At 63.2% G+C, this 19,408-nt stretch carries 17 protein-coding genes and 1 rRNA gene; 16 read left to right on the top strand and 2 right to left on the bottom strand.

Annotated elements, in window-relative coordinates:
* The first annotated feature begins 84 nt into the window (after window positions 1-84).
* The 3 genes from rrf to sbcB all read left to right on the top strand — a co-directional run bounded on the left by rrf (window position 85) and on the right by sbcB (window position 2,783).
* Window positions 85-199: ribosomal RNA gene (gene rrf, locus CK501_RS07735) — 5S ribosomal RNA — on the top strand.
* Window positions 200-396: 197 nt separating this feature from the next.
* Window positions 397-1,266: a DUF6160 family protein gene (locus CK501_RS07730; protein WP_095617144.1), complete on the top strand. Its 870-nt coding sequence runs from the start codon at window positions 397-399 to the stop codon at window positions 1,264-1,266.
* A gap of 71 nt (window positions 1,267-1,337) precedes the next feature.
* Window positions 1,338-2,783: an exodeoxyribonuclease I gene (gene sbcB, locus CK501_RS07725; protein WP_095617143.1), complete on the top strand. Its 1,446-nt coding sequence runs from the start codon at window positions 1,338-1,340 to the stop codon at window positions 2,781-2,783.
* Here sbcB and CK501_RS07720 read toward each other — a convergent pair.
* On the bottom strand, window positions 2,767-5,628 hold the full coding sequence (locus CK501_RS07720) for an insulinase family protein (protein ID WP_095617142.1): 2,862 nt from the start codon (window positions 5,626-5,628) through the stop codon (window positions 2,767-2,769). The genes sbcB and CK501_RS07720 overlap by 17 nt on opposite strands.
* Before the next feature lie 15 nt (window positions 5,629-5,643).
* Window positions 5,644-5,937 carry a hypothetical protein gene (locus CK501_RS07715; protein WP_095617141.1) on the bottom strand — a complete coding sequence of 98 codons (294 nt, stop codon included), beginning with the start codon at window positions 5,935-5,937 and terminating at the stop codon, window positions 5,644-5,646.
* Window positions 5,938-6,071: 134 nt separating this feature from the next.
* Here CK501_RS07715 and fliT point away from each other — a divergent pair, with 134 nt between their 5' ends.
* The 13 genes from fliT to CK501_RS07650 all read left to right on the top strand — a co-directional run bounded on the left by fliT (window position 6,072) and on the right by CK501_RS07650 (window position 19,345).
* Entirely contained in the window at window positions 6,072-6,359 is a 288-nt protein-coding gene (gene fliT / locus CK501_RS07710) for a flagellar protein FliT (protein ID WP_158223076.1), read from the top strand.
* A gap of 138 nt (window positions 6,360-6,497) precedes the next feature.
* Entirely contained in the window at window positions 6,498-7,931 is a 1,434-nt protein-coding gene (locus CK501_RS07705; protein WP_095617139.1) for a sigma-54 dependent transcriptional regulator, read from the top strand.
* A 152-nt stretch (window positions 7,932-8,083) separates the two neighbouring features.
* Entirely contained in the window at window positions 8,084-9,325 is a 1,242-nt protein-coding gene (locus CK501_RS07700) for a sensor histidine kinase (RefSeq protein WP_095617138.1), read from the top strand.
* 27 nt (window positions 9,326-9,352) lie between these two features.
* Window positions 9,353-10,792: a sigma-54-dependent transcriptional regulator gene (locus CK501_RS07695; RefSeq protein WP_095617137.1), complete on the top strand. Its 1,440-nt coding sequence runs from the start codon at window positions 9,353-9,355 to the stop codon at window positions 10,790-10,792.
* Window positions 10,793-11,010: 218 nt separating this feature from the next.
* On the top strand, window positions 11,011-11,385 hold the full coding sequence (gene fliE, locus CK501_RS07690) for a flagellar hook-basal body complex protein FliE (protein WP_095617136.1): 375 nt from the start codon (window positions 11,011-11,013) through the stop codon (window positions 11,383-11,385).
* Window positions 11,386-11,439: 54 nt separating this feature from the next.
* Complete coding sequence (gene fliF / locus CK501_RS07685) at window positions 11,440-13,158, top strand: flagellar basal-body MS-ring/collar protein FliF (protein WP_095617135.1); 1,719 nt, start codon at window positions 11,440-11,442, stop codon at window positions 13,156-13,158.
* Window positions 13,151-14,185: a flagellar motor switch protein FliG gene (gene fliG / locus CK501_RS07680; protein ID WP_095617134.1), complete on the top strand. Its 1,035-nt coding sequence runs from the start codon at window positions 13,151-13,153 to the stop codon at window positions 14,183-14,185. The genes fliF and fliG overlap by 8 nt, the downstream gene beginning before the upstream one ends.
* The gene (locus CK501_RS07675) at window positions 14,186-15,055 is read left to right on the top strand and encodes a flagellar assembly protein FliH (protein ID WP_095617133.1); all 870 of its coding nucleotides are present in this window, start codon (window positions 14,186-14,188) and stop codon (window positions 15,053-15,055) included.
* On the top strand, window positions 15,042-16,403 hold the full coding sequence (gene fliI, locus CK501_RS07670) for a flagellar protein export ATPase FliI (RefSeq protein ID WP_095617132.1): 1,362 nt from the start codon (window positions 15,042-15,044) through the stop codon (window positions 16,401-16,403). Before CK501_RS07675 ends, fliI begins: the two co-directional genes overlap by 14 nt.
* Before the next feature lie 10 nt (window positions 16,404-16,413).
* Window positions 16,414-16,869, top strand: a complete 456-nt coding sequence (gene fliJ, locus CK501_RS07665; protein ID WP_095617131.1) for a flagellar export protein FliJ — start codon at window positions 16,414-16,416, stop codon at window positions 16,867-16,869.
* Window positions 16,870-16,948: 79 nt separating this feature from the next.
* Complete coding sequence (locus CK501_RS07660) at window positions 16,949-17,257, top strand: STAS domain-containing protein (RefSeq protein WP_095617130.1); 309 nt, start codon at window positions 16,949-16,951, stop codon at window positions 17,255-17,257.
* A complete protein-coding gene (locus CK501_RS07655; RefSeq protein WP_233128860.1) occupies window positions 17,247-18,965 on the top strand; it encodes an ATP-binding SpoIIE family protein phosphatase in 1,719 nt (572 codons plus the stop codon). Before CK501_RS07660 ends, CK501_RS07655 begins: the two co-directional genes overlap by 11 nt.
* 32 nt (window positions 18,966-18,997) lie before the next feature.
* Window positions 18,998-19,345, top strand: a complete 348-nt coding sequence (locus CK501_RS07650) for an Hpt domain-containing protein (RefSeq protein WP_095617128.1) — start codon at window positions 18,998-19,000, stop codon at window positions 19,343-19,345.
* Window positions 19,346-19,408: the final 63 nt, after the last annotated feature.

Here is a 19,408-nt window from a genome sequence, read left to right as displayed (position 1 = left end):
TAACACCCCAGCGCATGCTCCGGATCAACGCTTGAGCCAGCGCCACGCAACACCAGACTCCATTGCCTGCCACACCCTTTTTTGCCTGACGACCACAGCGGGCGGGAACCACCTGATCCCATGCCGAACTCAGAAGTGAAACCGCCCAGCGCCGATGGTAGTGTGGGAGATCCCATGTGAGAGTAGGTCATCGTCAGGCTCCTATACCCAAAGCCCCGCCCGGCTACGCCGTGCGGGGCTTTTTTTTGTCCTGCCAGCCGTGATTATCTTCACGGATTAATAAATGGTCACCTGGACTGGTCCCGCTGCATGATCAGGGTCACAGTACAGCCTGTGGTGAAGGGCTAGATTGGCAGCATGACAACCGCCATTCACCGTTCAGGCATGAGACTTCCAATGCGTATCAGGGAAAGCGTCATTGGTCTGCTGCTGATTGCTCCCGTCCCGGCGGTTCACGCCGAGATGGAGCCCATGAGCAATCAGGAGATGGGAGACGTCACCGGTCAGTCCATGCTTGCCCTGGATGTAACGGAATCCGGGGATATGGATTTCACCCGCTATACGATGGGTCTGGAAGCCGATTTCCAGATGAACATGGAAGAACTGGCTGTTGGTGAGACCACCAATGGTACGGATGTCGCCGTTAACAACCTTTCCTTCGGTCATATTGCGCGAGAGTCGGGTCAGCAGTTTGACGGCAGCACCTACGATGCCGGTGATATTGTTCCGTTCATTGGCCGCGATCCCTATCTGGAACTCGCGGATGACGAGAACGGCGATGTCGTTGGTTTCCGGGTCGGCTTCACGGAATCCAGGGGGACACTGTCCGGTGATATCAGTTCCCTCACCGGGCGGCTGGGCCTGGAGCTGGAAGACGGCAGCGGCAATGTCCAGCAGGGGCAGCTTCTTGATGACAGCGGCGCTGCCACCAGTCAAAGGGCCACCCACTATGGTCTCCCCGATTCCGCGGACTGCAGCGCAGGTGGCGCGGACTGTGCGGCCCTGAGCGCATTCGAGACCCTGGAGATCGGCGACTATGTGGGTGACGATAGTGCCGCTGACTTCACCAATGACTTCTTCATTTCCTTCCAGAATCAGGCGGTGGAGTGGGATACACCCGGGGCTGACGGCTCAGTCCAGGCGGATGCCGGCGTCTTCATGAACATTCCTACCGCCATGCGTGTTCAGCTTCAGGAGCTGACCAACGATGTGGTCTCACCTCGTGCCCGTACAGAATATATCGACCGTGGTGAGGGACTGTTCTGAAGCCGCCATTCTTCCTGGGTATGATCCGGTGTTATCCTGAGCGGTTGCTGTACTGAGCAGGAGAAACTGGTTTGCAGTCCTTTTTCTGGCATGACTACGAGACCTTCGGGGCCGACCCGGTGCATGACCGCCCCGCGCAGTTTGCAGGTGTGCGCACGGATCCGGAGCTGAACATCATCGGGGAGCCCGTCACCCTCTATGCGCGTCCTGCGGAGGACTATGTCCCTGATCCGGTGGCGACGCTAGTAACCGGTATCACGCCCCAGGACTGCCTCAACGAGGGGCTTCCGGAAGCGGAATTCATCGAGCGGATCAATGAGCTGTTCATGGAGCCGGGCACCTGTGCCGTGGGCTACAACAGTCTGCGTTTTGATGATGAGGTGACCCGGCACACGCTGTACCGTAACCTCCGGGATCCCTATGCCCGCGAGTGGAAGAATGGCAACTCCCGCTGGGACATCATCGACATGGTGCGGCTCGCCCATGCGGTCAGGCCCGAGGGCATCGAGTGGCCGACCCATGAGGATGGACGGCCGTCATTCCGCCTGGAGGATATTACCCGGGCGAACGGGATCGAGCATGGCGAAGCCCACGACGCCATGGCGGACGTGTACGCAACCATTGAGGTCGCCCGGCTCATCCGGGATCGCCAGCCGAAACTCTTCGACTATGTGCTGCAGCATCGCGACAAGCGTTCGGTGCTCTCCATGCTGGATACTTCAAAGGGTAAGCCGGTACTGCACGTGTCCTCCATGTATCCGTCGGAACAGGGCTGTTGTGCCCTGGTCGCACCAGTGGCTGCGCACCCGGTGAACCGGAATTCGGTGATCGTATTCGATCTCAGGCAGGATCCGCGGCAGCTCGAGGGGCTGTCTCCGGAGCGCATCCGGGAGCAGCTGTTCAAACCCTCGGAGGAACGCACGGACAGCGACGGGCCAAGGCCGGCTCTCAAGGAGATCCGTGCGAATACCTGCCCCATTGTGGCTCCGGCCGCGCTGCTGAAGGAATTGCCGGAAGAGCGCCTCCAGCGCTTCGGGCTCGACCGGGAGGCGCTTCGGGCGAACCTTGATGCCCTGAGGGGGATGGAGGGGCTGGCCGAGCGTCTCAGAGTGGTTTACGGGGAAAGCCCGGAAAGTGGTGAGCGGGATCCGGATGAGGCCCTCTATTCCGGAGGTTTCATAGGGGATGCCGACCGCCGCCGTCTCCAGGAGATTGTGGAAACACCACCGGGGATTATGGGTGAGCTGGAACCGGCCTTTGAGGATCCGCGTCTGGCAGAGCTGTTTTTCCGGTACCGGGCGCGCAATTACCCGCAGAGCCTCAGTGCCGAGGAACAGGAGCAGTGGGAGCGGTTCCGTTACCAGCGCCTCATGGAGCCCGGGCCAGGGTGGCGCAGTCTTCCGGGCTTTTTCGAGGATCTGCAGCAGCGTATAGCCGACTCTTCCCTGAGCCGGCGTGACCAGTTACTGCTGCAGGATCTCCAGTTCTACGGCGAGTCGCTTATTCCGTCCCTGTGACGGTCCGGGGGAAGCTGCCGTCGTATTCCAGGCTCTGGAGTGACTCAGCCTCACGGGGGACATCCCGGTGGGCGTTGATCAGCAGGGCCCTGGGGTCTTCAAGAACGGCATTCCGGTAGGTGGCCATCAGGGCCTCGTGGTCGATGGCCTTCACGGCTTCGATGAGCTGTTCGCGGTTGTCAAAGTCGTGGTTCCCCCGGTCGATTTCCTGCCAGTAGCGGTCGGCTACTTCACTCAGACGGGTATCGTCCTGCGCCAGACGGCTGACCACGGCCTGCTTCTGCCGTTCCAGTGTTTCCCCATCAAGGTTCGCCAGCCGCTTCTCCTGCTCCTTCAGGAAGGTGGTCACGCTCTCATCAATACGCTCGAAACGGTTTTTGGGGGACTGGACGATGAAGCCGATTCCGGGGGCCTCGAGCATCGGGTAGTAGGTGCCCTGGACGATATAGCCCATCTGCTGGTTCGTACGCAGCCTTTCATAGAAGGGCGAGGACAGAAGCTGGGCCAGGAGGCGGAACCGGGCCTGGGTGGCATAGTCCGAATCCGCGCCCTGGATATAGCGCAGGTAACCCTGATCCGAGTGCCGGACGCTGACATCCAGGGTCTGTTCTTCCGCGGCCAGTCGCCGGACACGGGCACGGGGCACCTCCGTGGGTTCCACATCCTCCATGACCAGGCTGGTGACCCGTGAGCGTATATTGAGTGCCGCCGCACGTGTCATGTTGCCGTGAACGAGCATGACCGGATCCAGGGCGCTGTAGAAGCGGGCAGTGTGATCCGCGAGATCCTCCGGAGCCAGTTCACGGGCTGCCTCAAGCCGTGTGGCATGGGGGTAGACGTTATCAAGCAGCTGCTCGTGGATGGCCCCGGAGGCGATCTCATAGGGCCGGCGCTCGGCCGCGTTGGCGAGGTCATCACGGATCTGCTGCAGCCGTGTGCGGACAGGTTCCGGGTCCAGCTCGGGGTGGCGCAGCCGCCCAAGGACATCCTCCATGAGACGGGGCAGTTTGTCGCTGTAACCGCTGAGCTTGACGGTAATGCCCCGCAGGTGGCTGTAGACCTGGTAATCCAGCCCCGCGATCCGGGCCGGGTAGGCCAGGGCGTTGAGCTCATCCCGGACGGTTTCGGCGAGCAGACGCGTCAGAACGACATTGCGCGCTGAGCCGGTGGCCGCGGGGGAGCGCAGGGACAGGTAAACGTTGGCACGCGGTGCCTCAAACCGGGTGTCGCGGGCGTACCACAGTTCCAGCGGCCCATCGCCCATGGCACGGGGCCGGGGCATGTCATCGCCGGCGACCAGTGACAGGTCCTCCGGGATGAAGGGGTTGGGCTCGGGAAGTGTGAGCTGCTCGCTCCGCTCGCTTCCGCTGACAAGTTGCTCCGCCTCCAGATCCGTCAGCCGGTAGGGCGTGTCGTAATAGGGCGTGGTCTGCCAGTCATCCGTTTCCTCCACGGGTGCCAGCAGGGACACCAGGACGTTGTCCGGCTTCAGGTGGTTCATCAGTTCCCGGTATACGGAGGGCTCATAGGTCTCGTAGAGCCAGGGCGCGATCACCACATCATCCGGCGCCACACGGTGCAGGCGGCTCGCCAGTGAGCTGGCTTCGTGGATCGGTTTGTCCCGCTCCCGGAAGCGCAGCTCGATGTCGTTGAGCTTCTGCTGTTCCTCGAAATACACCTGGCGGATGCCGTTCTCCCGGATCAGGTCCAGGTAGTCAAACGTCAGGCGCACCACCTCCCGCCACTGGTCGCGGCCTTCCGGCGTCAGTGACATGCTGATGTTCATCATGGCCTGGTCGCCGGTGTCCATGCTCTGGCCGGCGGACAGCTTATCCACAAGACCGGCCTCCTTGAGGACGGCGTGCAGGCTGCCCTGGCCTTCATGGCCAATCAGGTGGGAGAGGTAGGAAAGCGGCTTGTTGCGGTAGTCCTCTTCCGTGGAGGGAATCGGGAAGGTCAGCTGCAGCTGGCGTGTGTCCCGGATCGCATCCACTTCCAGCAGGCGGGGCATCTGCTCACTTTCGAGGAAGGGCTGGGTGTAGCGTGGCGCGCTGTGGCCACGGTTGGCGACCGGTGAGAAGCGGGGCACCACCATGGATTCCAGTTCTTCCAGTGGCTGCGGGCCGATCACCACCAGTTCCATGAGGTTGGCGGAATAGTGTCGCTCGTAGAACTCGACGGTTTCAGCGCGCAGCTCGCCGTCCTCGTTGGAGAGTGTTTCCAGGTTACCCACGGTGAAGCCCGCCAGGGGGTGGCCGTCGGGGAAGGTCTGCTTGAGTGCCGACCAGAAACGCCGCCCATCATTGCGCCGGTGCGCCGAGAACTCGGAGTTGACGGCATTGCGTTCGCGTTCGATCAGCTCAGCGGCGAAGGTCGGCACCCGGAACTGCTCGGAGAACCGGTCGAGAGCCGGCTCCAGGAACCCGGGCTCGACATTGAAGAAGTAGTTCGTGTCCAGGGCACTGGTGAACGCGTTGTGCGAGCCACCATGGCTGTTGATGAAGGACTTGTACTCGCCCGGGTCAGGGTAGGTCTCGGTGCCCAGGAACAACATGTGCTCGGTGAAGTGGGCCAGCCCGGCCCGGTCTTCCGGGTCGGCTCCGGCGCCGACATGCACATCCAGCGCGGCGGCGGCCTTGTCGGCACGGGGGTCGGAGACCAGCAGGGCGCCCAGCCCATTCTCCAGTGTCAGGTAACGGTACTCCGCGGTGGCCCCGGGCCCGGTTTCCGGTGACGTCCGCTGAACGACATCAGCAGCAGCGGACTGTGCGGTGAGGCCCAGTACGGTCCCCATTACAAGTCCTGCCAGTCGTGCGGCGGGACGGGGGCTGAATCGAGCGGTCATGGTCGGGGCTCCTTGTCAGTGCAGGGGATCATCCTGATCGCGTTCGGTGCTTTCGGCAACCGCGGCCTCCGCCAGTTCCACCATCTGCTGCGCGCTCAGGTCGCCACTGGCGATTCGTTGTAGAATGGAGTGGTAGTCCCTGAGTTGCTGGCGGTAGGGCTCAAACTGTTCCTGGAAGGCTTCGTCGATGGCCTGATAGACCATCTGGATCTGTTCGGCGCGGTCACGCCCGTCGTCAGCTGCCTGGTTGATGGCTTTGAGGCAGGCTCTGGCAATGGCAATGTAGGCGTCATTCTGCTGGTCTTGCATGGTGGTTTCGGGTCGCTTGCTCATTGGATAAGGACAGGGTGACGGATTCGACATTAATGCCAAACCGGCCCATTTTCAAAGGAAACCGGCTGCTGTGGCAGCCAATTGTGTCACGTTATTCGGGGAGCATCGCTATGGCGGAACTTGAGGAGATGGTCGGCCGGGTGGAATCTCTGGTTGCCGCGAAGGACTGGGCTGCTCTGGCGGAACTTGATGACGAGGTCCGCCGGTGTGTGGACGAGGCTGTTGCCGATGCCGGGGAACTCGGCCAGGAGCGGGTCAGGGCCGGGGTGGAGCGGCTTCAGGCCCTCTACGACCAGGCCCGGGAAAGTTCCGAGAAGGAACGTGATGAAGCGGCTGAAGCGCTGCGCGCGAACAACCGGACCCAGAAGGCGGCAAAGGCCTATCTGGACAATCAGTAACCAGGATGCGGCAGGATATTCATAAAAACAGCGTCATAAAATTGACTCCAGCGGTCTCAGCGTCTTAAATGCGTGACAATCCCATGACGAAGAGTTCATGGAACTGTCATCAACGCCTGACCCGAGGCTGCTGGTCCGATGTCCGAGACTGCCACTGTATTTCTCGTTGTGGACGACGAACAGCGTCGACACGATCTCCGCCTGATCCTGGAATTCATCGGCGAGGAGGTGTGCGCCGCCGATCCCGAGCAATGGGTCACTACCCTGGAACAGACGGAAACACTGGGCGCGGTGGTCGTCGACGGCGAGAGTGACGCCGCGGTCGGGCACCTCAATGAACTGGCTGAGCGCCAGTCCGGTGTACCTTTCCTGCAGATTGGCGAGCACAGTCTGGAAGGGCTCAGCGCGGAGGCGGAATCCCGCATCATAGCCCGCATCGCCTGGCCCCCGAACTATACCAAGTTCGTGGATTCACTCTACCGCGCCCAGGTGTACCGCGAGCAGTATGCCCGTAATGGCCAGCGGGCCCAGCAGCGCGAGGTCCAGCTGTTCCGCAGCCTGGTGGGTACGAGTCGGCGGATCCAGCACGTTCGCCAGCTCATGTCCCAGGTGGCGGACAAGGAAGTCAGCGTTCTGATTACCGGCGAGTCGGGCACCGGCAAGGAAGTGGTGGCACGCAACCTTCACTACCACTCTCCGCGTCGCGACAAGCCCTTTGTTCCGGTCAACTGCGGCGCCATTCCCGGCGAGCTTCTTGAGAGTGAACTGTTCGGGCACGAGAAGGGCGCCTTCACCGGCGCGATCAGCTCCCGCGCCGGACGCTTCGAGCTTGCCGAGGGCGGCACGCTCTTTCTGGATGAAATCGGTGATATGCCGCTGAGCATGCAGGTCAAGATCCTGCGTGTGCTGCAGGAACGCACCTATGAACGGGTGGGTGGCAACCGCACCATCAACACGGACGTGCGAGTGATCGCGGCCACGCACAAGAATCTCGAAACTATGATCGAGAATGGCGAGTTCCGCGAGGACCTGTACTACCGCCTCAATGTCTTCCCGTTGGAAATGCCGGCCCTGCGTGAACGGGTGGAGGATATTCCGCTTCTCATCAATGAGCTCATCTCCCGTATGGAGAAGGAAAAGCGTGGCTCCATCCGCCTGAATTCCGCCGCCATCATGAGCCTCTGCCGCCATGACTGGCCGGGTAACGTCCGGGAACTGGCGAACCTTGTGGAGCGCCTGGCCATCATGCATCCCTACGGTGTGGTGGGGGTTCAGGAGCTGCCCCGCAAGTTCCGTTACGTGGACGATCTCGATGAGTCCCATGAAACCGAGGACTCCGGCATGCCTGCCGGTATTGAGGGCATCAGCAATCTGGATGCGCCGGCGCTGCTGCCGGTGAATGGCCTGGACCTGAAGGATTACCTGTCCAATCTGGAAAAGACCCTGATCGAGCAGGCGCTCAACGAGACGGATGGCGTGGTTGCCAGGGCCGCCGAGAAGCTGCGCATCCGCCGTACCACCCTGGTGGAGAAGGTCAGGAAGTACGGTCTCCGGGAAGAGACCGAGTCCTGAAACGGCGACAAAAATTTGGCTTCCGCTTCCGGGCCTTTTGCGCAAGCCACTGATCAACCAATAAAAAATCAGGATGGCATGAAACCTGCTGGTATCTCCCTGAACTGAACAGAACCCGCGCACGGGGCGCGGCGTCGGTACGGGAGAAGCCCATGAGCCAGCAGACATCCGAGCGGAACGAAGCCGCGTCCCACGACAGTGCGGCCGCGGATGCCAACGATAAGGTGACCTCCCTTTTCGGTGCCCGGCAGGAGCCGGAGACCGGACCAGTGGATGAAGCGCTGGAACTGTTCAACCAGATGTCGCGCCAGATCACGGATTCCTACCGGACGCTGGAGGAACGGGTGAATGATCTCGCGGGGCGTCTCAGCAGCGAGGAGCGTCGCCGCCGCGATGAGCTGGAAGAGCGCGAGAAGGTTGCCAACCGGCTCTCGACCCTTCTGGACGTGCTGCCGGCCGGCGTGGTGGTGCTGGACAGCCAGGGCGTCATCAGCCAGTGCAACCCGGCGGCGGTTGAACTGCTGGACGAGCCCCTGGAAGGCCAGCGCTGGGTGGACGTGATCCAGCGGGCCTTTGCGCCGCGGCGCGATGATGGTCACGAGGTCTCCCTCAATGACGGCCGCCGGGTGAACATCGAGATCCGCTCCATGGATAACGAGCCCGGCCAGCTGATTCTCCTTACCGATCTGACCGAAACCCGCGAACTGCAGTCGCGCCTTGCGCGTTCCGAGCGGCTTTCCTCCATGGGCCGGATGGTAGCCTCACTGGCCCACCAGATCCGCACGCCACTGTCGGCCGCCATGCTCTACGCTGGCCACCTGTATGAAGAGGACCTGGATGCCGAGATGCGCGAGCGCTGTGCCGGCAAGCTGATGGCACGTCTCCAGCATCTGGAGCAACAGGTTCGCGACATGCTGATTTTTGCCCGGGGGGATATCCGGCTTGCCGAACAGCTGGGCATTGGCGAATGGATCCAGGCGGTTGTCCAGAACGCTGAAACGTCACTGCAGACACGCCGGGCCACCCTGACCACCCCGGAGCGCTGGCCCGAAGGGGCCATTGCCTGCAACCGGGAGGCGCTGGTCGGGGCCTGCCTCAACCTGATCAACAACAGTCTGGAAGCCGGCGCGGATGAGCTGGCGCTCGAGGTTTCCGGGCAGGACGGCGAGGTCCGTTTCTGTATCACGGACAACGGGCCGGGCCTCTCTCCGGAAGAGGCCGAGCGCGTGACCGAGGCGTTCGTGACCACCAAGTCCCACGGCACGGGCCTGGGCCTGGCGGTGGTCAATGCCGTGGTTCAGGCCCACAAGGGTCGTTTTGAGCTGGTTTCGGATGGTCACAGCGGCACCAGTGCCATCATCACGCTGCCGCTGGCCGCGCCGCACAATGGATGATCCCGGGGATTCATCGGAGAGGTAGTCATGGCGAAACAGAAGATACTGATTGTTGAGGACGACGGGGAACTCCGCGAGGCTCTGGTCACCACCCTGGAAGTGAAACGCTACCGGGTCAGCGAGGCCGCCAGCGGTGAGCAGGCACTGGAGAAACTGGCGTCGGCCCCGGTGGACCTGGTGATCAGTGACGTGCAGATGCCCGGTATGGACGGCATCAGCCTGCTCGCGGAGATCCAGCGCCATCATCCCGGTATCCCGGTACTGCTGATGACCGCCTACGGCCGCATCGAACAGGCGGTTTCCGCCATGCAGGCCGGGGCCGTGGATTACCTGGCCAAACCGTTTGAGCCCCAGGTGCTGACGGACATTGTCTCGCGGGTTCTGGGAGGCCCTGCCTCTACCAGTGCCAACCGCGCCATTGCCGAGGATGCCGCCAGCCGGCGGATGTTCCAGCTGGCCCGCAAGGTGGCCGCCACGGACTCCACTGTGCTGATCTGTGGCGAAAGTGGCACGGGTAAGGAGGTGCTGGCGCGTTACATCCATGACGAATCCAGCCGCGCCTCACAGCCCTTTGTGGCCCTCAACTGCGCCGCTATCCCCGAGAATATGCTGGAGGCGATCCTTTTCGGTCACGAGAAGGGGGCCTTCACCGGGGCACACCAGACGTCGCCGGGCAAGTTCGAGCAGGCCAATGGCGGCACCCTGCTTCTGGATGAGATCTCGGAAATGGAGATCGGGCTTCAGGCCAAGCTCCTGCGGGTCCTTCAGGAGCGCGAAGTGGAGCGGGTGGGTGGCCGCCGCAGCATCCAGCTCGACGTGCGTGTGATTGCCACCACCAACCGGGATCTCCAGGAGGACGTGGCCGCGGGCCGCTTCCGCGAGGACCTCTATTACCGGCTGGGCGTGTTCCCCCTGCAGTGGCTGCCGTTGCGCGAGCGCCGCGACGACATCCTGCCGCTGGCGGAGCATCTGCTGGAAAAGCATGCCCGCCAGATGCACATGACCGGGGTGACGCTGGACCCCAGTGCCCGCCGGGTTATTTACCAGTACGACTGGCCGGGCAATGTGCGGGAACTGGACAACGCCATCCAGCGGGCCCTGATCCTGCAGCAGGGGCAGGTCATTACGGACCGGGACCTGAGCCTGGACCAGAGCATCACCGGTGCCGCACCGGCACCACGCTCGGCTGCTCCGGAACCCGATACGGATGGGCCTGTTGACCCCGGCACAGTGGCTGAGGTGCCTGAAACCGACGCCGCTGGGACTGATGAGGCCCAGGATGCCTCTCTGGGGGATGACCTGCGCCAGCGTGAGTTCCGGATCATCCTGCAGACCCTGCGTGATGAGCGTGGCCGCCGCAAACAGGCCGCCGAAAGGCTGGGGATCAGCCCCCGCACCCTGCGCTACAAGCTTGCCCAGATGCGGGATCATGGCATCAACCCGGAAGAGGAGCTCGCGTTCGTCTGACGTTCCTTCCTCCTGCCTGCCCGGGCCCCGGCCCGGGCTTTTTTGTGTCAAAATCACGTCAGAGTGCTTTTCCATCCCGAGCCCGTTAGCCAGATCAGCCTCTGAAATCCTCTCAACATCCTGTAATGGAATGGAAAATTCATCCTGGCCCGACGTTTGCTTATCTGTCGTCCAGATGAATCTGCCATGGCAGAGCCCTGAGCGTTGGGAGAGGAACAATGGTTGAACGAGCTGATGTGAACTCCGTGCTGTCCGATATCCGCGCCCTGCGCGAGCAGATGCAGCAGCGCCAGCAGATCCAGCCGGACCAGTTGCGGCCGGAGCAGATGCAGCCTGGCCAGAAGCCGGGGGAGGCCCAGCAGGGCGAGGGCCCGAGCTTCACGGAGACACTGCAGGGAGCGGTCAATCACGTGAACGAGCTGCAGCAGACCTCCTCGGATCTCAAGACCCGCTATACCCAGGGTGATCCGGATGTGGACATCACCCGGGTGATGGTCGAGAGCCAGAAAGCCTCGGTCGCATTCGAGGCCACGACCCAGGTGCGCAACCGCGTCGTGCAGGCCTATGAGAAGATCATGAACATGCCGATCTGATTCGGTTCAACGGGATATCCGCCCGCGGGCGGTGTGCGGTGACAGGAGCGCACAATGGCCAACGTACCGGCTGAAACGGAACAGACCAACCCGCCGGCCAGCGGTGGTGGCGGCGGGAGCGAAAGTGAGGCCAGCGGAGGCGGCAGCAATCTGCTGATGGGCGTCAACCGGCTGACACTGTTGCGCCAGGTGGGGCTGATCTTCGGCCTTGCCGCCAGTGTGGCACTGGCCGTGGCGCTGGTGCTGTGGGCCCAGGGCTCGGACTACAAGCCCCTGGTGGGCGACCTGAGCGAGTATGATCCCACGGAACTCACCAGTGTGCTCGACAGCGCCGGCGTGGATTACCGGATTGAGCACCGCAGCGGTGCCCTCCTGGTGGCCTCGGGCGACATCCATGAAGCGCGCCTGGCTCTGGCCCGGGAAGGTGTGACCGAGGACCAGGGCATGGGCTTTGACATCATCATGCAGGATCAGGGCCTGGGTACTTCCCAGTTCATGGAGAAGGCCCGCTTCCACCGCAGCCTGGAAGGTGAACTGGCCCGCACCATCAAGGCCATGGGTAATGTGCGCAATTCCCGCGTGCATCTGGCCATCCCCGAGGATTCCGTTTTTGTCAGTGACAACCGCAACCCCTCAGCCTCGGTCATGGTGGATCTGGGCTCCGGCAGGCGCATGAATGAGACCCAGGTGCGCTCCGTCATCAACCTCGTGGCCGGCAGTGTGCCCCAGATGAGCCGGGATGACGTCACGGTCGTGGACCAGCAGGGCAATCATCTGTCCGCCAATGTGAATGACGAGGACGCCCAGAAGATGGCGCAGAAGCTCCAGATGCAGCAGCGCATGGAGCAGCGTCTCAAGGAGCGGGTCGCCGGGATCCTGGCGCCGATCATGGGGCGTGACCGCTTCAACGCGGAAGTCTCGGTGGATATGGACTTCAAGGCGGTGGAGCAGGCCGAGGAGATATTCAACCCCGAGCAGCAGGCCCTGCGCAGCGAGCAGACCGTGGAGGAAATCAACCGTCAGGGCGAGGCCGGCGGTATTCCGGGCGCGCTCTCCAACCAGCCTCCCGGCGAAGCCGAGGCACCGGAACAGGCCGGTGGTGAGGGTGGCGGCGAAGGGGGCGGCTCCCAGAGCTCACGGACCTCCTCGACCCGTAACTATGAAGTGGACCGGTTGCTGAGCTTCACCCGGGAAGAGCCGGGCTCGGTCAACCGCATGAGCGTGGCGGTGGCGGTGGATGATCTCAAGCGCACCAACCCGGAGACCGGGGAGACCACCAGCGTCGAATGGCCCCAGGCGGAACTGGAGCGCCTGACCCGTCTGGTCCGGGACGCGGTGGGCTTTTCCGCCGCGCGGGGAGACAGCGTGACCGTGGTCAACACGGACTTCGCCGATCAGCAGGAGCCCGAGATTGAACCGGTACCCTTCTATGAGCAGTCCTGGTTCCAGGACAGCATCCGCCCGGTGATCGCGGGCCTGGTCATCATTGCTCTGGCCCTGCTGCTGGTCCGGCCCACACTCAAGACCCTGGCCTCCGGCGGTGGTGGGGGCAGTGGCGAGTCTGGTGAGTCGGACCTTGAAGGGCTTGGTGGACTGGACGATATTGAAGGCAGTGAATCAATCCGCTCGGCCATGGCCAGTGGGGACGATCGGCTTTTGCCGGACAGCGCTGAAAGCTATGATAGGGAACTGAACGCCGTTAAAGGCCTGATTGCGGAAGACCCCGCACGGGTGGCGCAGGTGGTCCGTCAGTGGGTGAACGCGGATGAGTGAGGAAGAGAACACAGCCGGCCGCGCCCAGCCCTCGCGCAAACTGGGCCGCATCGAGCAGGCCGCGATACTGCTGATGACCCTGGGCGAGGAGGATGCTGCGCAGATCCTCAAGCACATGGGGCCCAAGGAGGTCCAGCGGGTGGGGATGGCCATGTCCCAGCTGCAGGACGTGCCCAAGAACGACGTGAGCTACGTTGTGGGTGAGTTCTTCGAGGCGGTGGGCGGCCAGACCGGTCTGGGCGTGGGCGCCGATGACTACATCCGGTCGGTGCTCACCAATGCCCTGGGCGAGGAGAAGGCCGGCAGCCTCATTGACCGGATACTGATCGGCGGCAACACCACTGGCCTGGATACCCTCAAGTGGATGGAACCCCGGGCGGTGGCGGACATCATCCGGTATGAACATCCCCAGATCCAGGCGATCGTGGTCTCCTACCTGGACCCGGACCAGTCCGCCGAGATCCTGGCATCGCTGGATGACAAGGTGCGCCTCGATGTGATGATGCGTGTGGCTTCGCTGGAATCCATCCAGCCCCAGGCCCTGCAGGAACTCAACAACATCCTCGAGAAACAGTTCTCCGGCGGTGCCGGTGGGCAGGCGAGCCGCATCGGCGGCATCCAGCGCGCCGCGGACATCATGAACTACATGGATCGCAGTATCGAAGGTCAGCTCATGGATTCGGTGAAGGATATGGATCCGGATCTGGGCAGCGAGATCGAGGACCTGATGTTCGTCTTCGACAACCTCAAGGACGTGGACGACCGGGGCATCCAGGCGCTGCTCCGCGAGGTTTCCTCGGACGTCCTGGTGGTGGCGCTCAAGGGCGCGGAGGACGAAGTGAAGGAGAAGATCTTCAAGAACATGTCCAAGCGTGCCGGCGAACTCCTGAAGGACGACCTGGAGGCCAAGGGGCCGGTCAAGGTCTCCGAGGTGGAAGCGGCGCAGAAGGAAATCATCACCGTTGCCCGGCGCATGGCCGAAAGCGGCGACATCGTGCTGGGTGGCTCCGGCGAGGAAATGCTCTAGATGACCCGCCACTCGCATCGCGACCGGATCCCTTCCGGCGACCTTACTGCCTATGAGCGCTGGGAAATGCCGCTGCTCGACGAGAACGGGCAGCGCCGAGCGGGCGTTGAGGACGTGGAGCAGGAAACGGTCCAGCCGCTGACCGCGGAACAGCTGGAAGCCATCCACAACGAAGCGCGTGACGAGGGCTACAATGCCGGCTTTGAGGCCGGCAAGACCGAAGGCATGGACCAGGGCGCCCGTGAGGGCTACCGGGTCGGCTATGACGAGGGGCAGGCCGCCGGGCGCGAGGCCGGGGAACAGCAGGGTCTGGAGGAAGGCCGCGACCGGGTCCGGCAGCAGGAACAGCGGCTGCAGGAGCTGATGGAGGCGCTGACCCACCCGCTGCGCCAGGAGGAGGACGCCACCGAGGCGGCAGTGCTCAACCTGGTCATGGCCCTGAGCCGGTCCGTGATCCATCGGGAACTCCAGCTCGACAGCTCCCAGATTGGCAGCATCGTGCGCCGGGCCATCCAGACCCTGCCTGACAGCGACAGTGACATGCGTATCCGTGTGCATGCGGACGACGCGGAGATGGTGCGCCAGGCGATTGACGGTGTCGCCGGTCATGCCACGGTGGCGCCGGATGAACAGATTCTGCCGGGGGGCTGTATCGTTGCCAGCAGTCGCAGCCTGGTGGATTACACCGTGGAGAAGCGTTTCCAGAAGCAGGTCCAGCGGATGCTCGAAGCCCAGCTCAGTGACGGCGGGGATGGGGATCACGCGGAACTGGACGCGGTCATGGGCGAAATGAGCGATTACCACCGGGACGTGCTGGAATCAGGCGGGGAGCCTGACGACGGAAACGGTGACGGCGATGACACTCTCTGATCGGCTGGGCCGGTTTGCGCAGGCCCTGCCTGAAGCCAGTGCTCCTGAGCTGAGCGGGCGTCTCACGCGCATGGTGGGGCTGACCCTGGAATGCGTGGGCTGCCCCATGGAAGTCGGCGACCGCTGCCTGATCCAGGCCGAGGACGGCAACCAGGTGGAGGCCGAGGTGGTGGGCTTCGAGAACGACCGGCTCTACCTCATGCCTCTGACCGCCATCAGTGGTCTGCGGCCCGGCGCCCTGGTCACGCCCATGGAAAGCGCCAGCCGCGTGCCCGTGGGAGAAGGGCTTCTGGGCCGCGTTGTGGACGGCGCCGGAGAACCCCTGGACGGCCAGGGCCCGCTGGAGGCCACGCACTATGTGCCCTTTACCGGCGCCGTTATCAATCCCCTCAACCGCACGCCCATCCGCCAGCGCATGGACGTCGGCATCCGAGCGATCAACGGGCTTCTGACCGTGGGCGAGGGCCAGCGCCTGGGGCTCTTTGCCGGCAGTGGCGTGGGCAAGTCCGTGCTGCTGGGCATGATGACCCGCTTCACGGAAGCGGACATCATCGTGGTCGGCCTCATCGGTGAGCGGGGCCGTGAGGTCAAGGAGTTCATCGAGGAGATCCTCGGTGAAGAGGGGATAGCGCGCTCCGTGGTGGTCGCTGCCCCGGCGGACGATTCGCCGCTGATGCGCCTGCGTGCGGCCATGCTGACCACCCGCATCGCCGAGTACTTCCGGGACCGTGGCCGCAAGGTGCTGCTGCTGATGGATTCACTCACCCGCTATGCCCAGGCGCAGCGGGAGATCGCACTGGCGGTGGGCGAGCCGCCTGCGACCAAGGGCTATCCGCCGTCGGTGTTCGCGCGTATTCCCCAGCTGGTGGAGCGCGCCGGCAATGGCGAGCGTGAGGGGGGCTCGATCACAGCCTTCTATACCGTATTGACCGAAGGCGATGACCAGCAGGACCCGATTGCGGACGCGGCCCGAGCCATTCTGGATGGCCATATGGTGCTTTCCCGGGAGCTGGCCGAGGAAGGCCACTATCCGGCGATTGACGTGGAAGGCTCCGTGAGCCGGGTCATGCCCCACGTGGTCTCCGCGGACCATCTGCGCCAGGCGCAGCGCTTCAAACAGCTTTATTCACGCTACCAGCAGTCCCGGGATCTGATCAGTGTCGGTGCCTACCAGAAGGGCGCGGACCCGGAGACGGATCTGGCTATCGACAAAATGCCGGAAATGCGTCAGTTTCTACAGCAGGGACTGGATGAAAGTGCGGGCTTCACGGAAGCCGCACAGGCTCTGGAGGCGATTGTTGGCGGGCAGGGGAATGGCAACGGTGATGCGGCAACAGGTACGCAGTAATGGGTGATTCATGAAGCGGCGTTCGCAGCGGCTGCAGGTGGTGCTCGATATGGAGGACCGGCAGGAGCAGGCGGCCCGGGAGCGGTTCCAGGCGGCGCAGCAGGCGCTGGCTGAGCAGCAGCAGCGGCTCGACGAGCTGGAACGCTACCATGAGGAGTACCAGCACCAGATCCGTGCCGAGGCCTCGGGAACCACTTCCGCGGCCAGGCTCCAGGCGGGGCAGCAGTTCATCAGCCAGCTGGTGGCGGCGATTGCCCAGCAGCAACAGCAGGTGGACCGTTACCGGGCCACGGCTGAGGAGGCCCGGGAGCAGTGGCAGGCGGCGCGCCAGCGGCGTGAGGGCATGGCGCGCTACATTGAAACCTGTCGCCGGCGTGAGGCGCGCGAGGACGAGCGCCGGGAACAGAAGGCGCTGGACGAGGCCGCCAACCAGCGCTTTGCCCGTGCCATGCAGCGTCAGGGATAGTGGCAATCGGTCACGTGACATCAGGGTATGTTGATCTATGCTCTGATGGATGACGTGGTCGTGCACGACAGGGGGAACAATGTCGATTACCACAGAACGTTCCGGGGATGGTTCCGAGCTGACCATCCGGATTGAAGGGCGGTTTGATTTCAGCTCACATCAGGCGTTCCGTCATGCTTACGAGGGCGAGGGGCAGGGCGTTTCCCGGTACGTGATCGATATGCGGGACACCACCTACCTGGACAGCTCGGCCCTGGGCATGCTCCTGCTGCTCCGGGACTATGCCGGTGGTGAGAAGGCCGATGTCCGGATCATCAACTGCAACGGGGATGTGCGCCGTATCCTGACGGTTTCCAACTTCGAGCAGCTTTTCCAGATTGACGACTGATGCCGGTTCCGTAACGCCGCTCAGGATACTGATCGCGGACGACAACCAGACGGATCGCATGATCCTCAACGCCATCCTGACCCGGCAGGGCCATGAGGTGATCATGGCCGAGGATGGTGCCCAGGCGGTTGAAGCCTTTGAGCAGCAGCGGCCGCAGATGGTGCTTCTGGATGTGCTCATGCCCAACATGGACGGTCTGGAAGCCGCGCGGCGGATCAAGGCGGCTGCCGGTGAGGATCTGGTTCCCATCATTTTCCTGACCTCCCTCAGTGACGCCGAATCACTGGCTTCCTGTCTCGAGGTCGGGGGCGACGACTTCCTTTCCAAGCCCTACAACCGCGTGATCCTCCGGGCCAAGATCAATGCCTTCCAGCGCATGCGGGATCTGCACCAGAGTCTGCAGCAGGAGCGTGACCGGACCGATCAGCGTAACCGCCAGATGATGCGCGAGCAGGCACTGGCCCGCCGTGTGTTCGATAACATTGCCGATCGCGGCTGCCTGGGAGCGGACAACATCCGGTTCGAGGCCTCCCCCATGTCCATCTTCAACGGGGATGTGCTTTTCGCCTCGCCCAAGCCGTCCGGTGGTATGCACCTCTTCGTGGGGGATTTCACCGGTCATGGTCTGCCGGCGGCCATCGGCGCCCTGCCCATGTCCGAGATCTTCTACGGCATGACCGCCAAGGGGTTCGCCATCGGCGACATCCTGAAGGAGATCAATCGCAAGCTCTGCAACATCCTGCCGACCGGTTTCTTCTGCTGTGCGGCAATGGTGGATCTCAACCTGCGGTCGGGCCACGCGGAAGTCTGGAACGGAGGCCTGCCCACGGCCTGGATACTGCGCCATGATGGCACCCGGGATGAGCTCCGGTCGCGCCATCTGCCGCTCGGGATTCTTTCGGCGGAACGCTTCTCCGCGGCCTGTGAGCGCCACACCCTGGCGCTGGGTGAACACATGCTCCTGGCCACGGATGGAGTTATTGAGAGCTCCAACCGCGAGGGAGAGCTGTTCGGGGAAGAACGGGCGATTGCAGCCATCAACCAGCGTTCCGGGCCACACGGCGGCTTTGAGTGCCTGCGTGAGGCGGTGCACCGTTTCGGGGAAGGGGTGGTGAGCGAGGACGATATCACCATCCTCGATCTGGCGATGGTCCCGGAGTCGGCGCTGAACACGGTGGAACACGAGGTGCTTCCGGACACCGGTGCCGGCCCGGAACAGTGGCGACTCCAGTATGACCTTGAGGATCGGACGCTGGCCCGGTTCAACCCCGTGCCCCTGCTGCTTCATGTGTGCATGGACGTGCCGGGGCTGCGCCTTTGCAGTGGGGATGTCTATACCATTATCGCGGAGCTTTTCACCAACGCCCTGGAGCACGGCGTCCTGCGCCTGCCGTCGGGGCTCAAGGATTCGCCCAGTGGTTTCTCGCGCTACTACAGCGAACGGGAACGGCTCCTGGGGCAGCTTGCCAGCGGCTGGGTCTCCATCACCCTCTCCCACAGGCCCCATGATGACGGTGCCGGCGGTACCCTGCTGGTCACGGTTGCCGACAGCGGCCCCGGGTTTGATCCGGGTGAGACCGCTTCCTCGCTCGATCATGAGCGCCTTTCCGGGCGCGGCATCGCGCTTGTGCAGACGCTCTGCCATGACGTACGCTGGAACAGTACCGGCAACCGCGTGGAAGCGGAATACATCTGGCGTGCCGGGTAGGTCCCTGGCAGAAGCTGATCACGGTAGCCGCAATGAGTGAACACCAGCACATTGACCATGATGCCCTCGCGGAGCTGCGGGATGTCATGGAGGATGAATTCGTCATCCTCGTGAACACCTTCCTTCAGGATGCGGATGACCGCCTGGAGCAGCTGCGTGCGGGGGCCGCCTCGGAGGATGCCGAGGAGGTCCGGAAGATGGCGCACAGTTTCAAGGGCAGCTGCATCAATATAGGCGCGCCGGAACTGGCCGAGCGCTGCCGGACTGCGGAGCAGCGTGGCCGTTATGGCGATCTCTCCGACATCCATGACTGCATCAGTGCGATTGAGGCGGAACTGGGAGCAGTCCGCCAGGAACTGGCGCATTTCCGGGATGGATAATACCCCCGCATTTCCAATCTGGCCTCCAAATTGCTTGCATGGCGTTAAGTCTTGAACTGATCC

It is taken from the genome of Halovibrio salipaludis (genome assembly GCF_002286965.1).
GTDB lineage: Bacteria > Pseudomonadota > Gammaproteobacteria > Pseudomonadales > Oleiphilaceae > Halospina > Halospina salipaludis.
This window is presented reverse-complemented; position numbering and strand designations above follow the sequence as displayed.

Coding starts and splice junctions, on each gene's coding strand:
- fliJ (WP_095617131.1), top strand. CDS start 16,414: ATGAAGCGGCGTTCGCAGCGGCTGCAGGTGGTGCTCGATATGGAGGAC.
- fliF (WP_095617135.1), top strand. CDS start 11,440: ATGGCCAACGTACCGGCTGAAACGGAACAGACCAACCCGCCGGCCAGC.
- fliE (WP_095617136.1), top strand. CDS start 11,011: ATGGTTGAACGAGCTGATGTGAACTCCGTGCTGTCCGATATCCGCGCC.
- fliI (WP_095617132.1), top strand. CDS start 15,042: ATGACACTCTCTGATCGGCTGGGCCGGTTTGCGCAGGCCCTGCCTGAA.
- CK501_RS07720 (WP_095617142.1), bottom strand. CDS start 5,628: ATGACCGCTCGATTCAGCCCCCGTCCCGCCGCACGACTGGCAGGACTT.
- fliT (WP_158223076.1), top strand. CDS start 6,072: ATGGCGGAACTTGAGGAGATGGTCGGCCGGGTGGAATCTCTGGTTGCC.
- CK501_RS07730 (WP_095617144.1), top strand. CDS start 397: ATGCGTATCAGGGAAAGCGTCATTGGTCTGCTGCTGATTGCTCCCGTC.
- CK501_RS07695 (WP_095617137.1), top strand. CDS start 9,353: ATGGCGAAACAGAAGATACTGATTGTTGAGGACGACGGGGAACTCCGC.
- CK501_RS07715 (WP_095617141.1), bottom strand. CDS start 5,937: ATGCAAGACCAGCAGAATGACGCCTACATTGCCATTGCCAGAGCCTGC.
- CK501_RS07705 (WP_095617139.1), top strand. CDS start 6,498: ATGTCCGAGACTGCCACTGTATTTCTCGTTGTGGACGACGAACAGCGT.
- CK501_RS07650 (WP_095617128.1), top strand. CDS start 18,998: ATGAGTGAACACCAGCACATTGACCATGATGCCCTCGCGGAGCTGCGG.
- CK501_RS07660 (WP_095617130.1), top strand. CDS start 16,949: ATGTCGATTACCACAGAACGTTCCGGGGATGGTTCCGAGCTGACCATC.
- CK501_RS07700 (WP_095617138.1), top strand. CDS start 8,084: ATGAGCCAGCAGACATCCGAGCGGAACGAAGCCGCGTCCCACGACAGT.
- CK501_RS07675 (WP_095617133.1), top strand. CDS start 14,186: ATGACCCGCCACTCGCATCGCGACCGGATCCCTTCCGGCGACCTTACT.
- fliG (WP_095617134.1), top strand. CDS start 13,151: ATGAGTGAGGAAGAGAACACAGCCGGCCGCGCCCAGCCCTCGCGCAAA.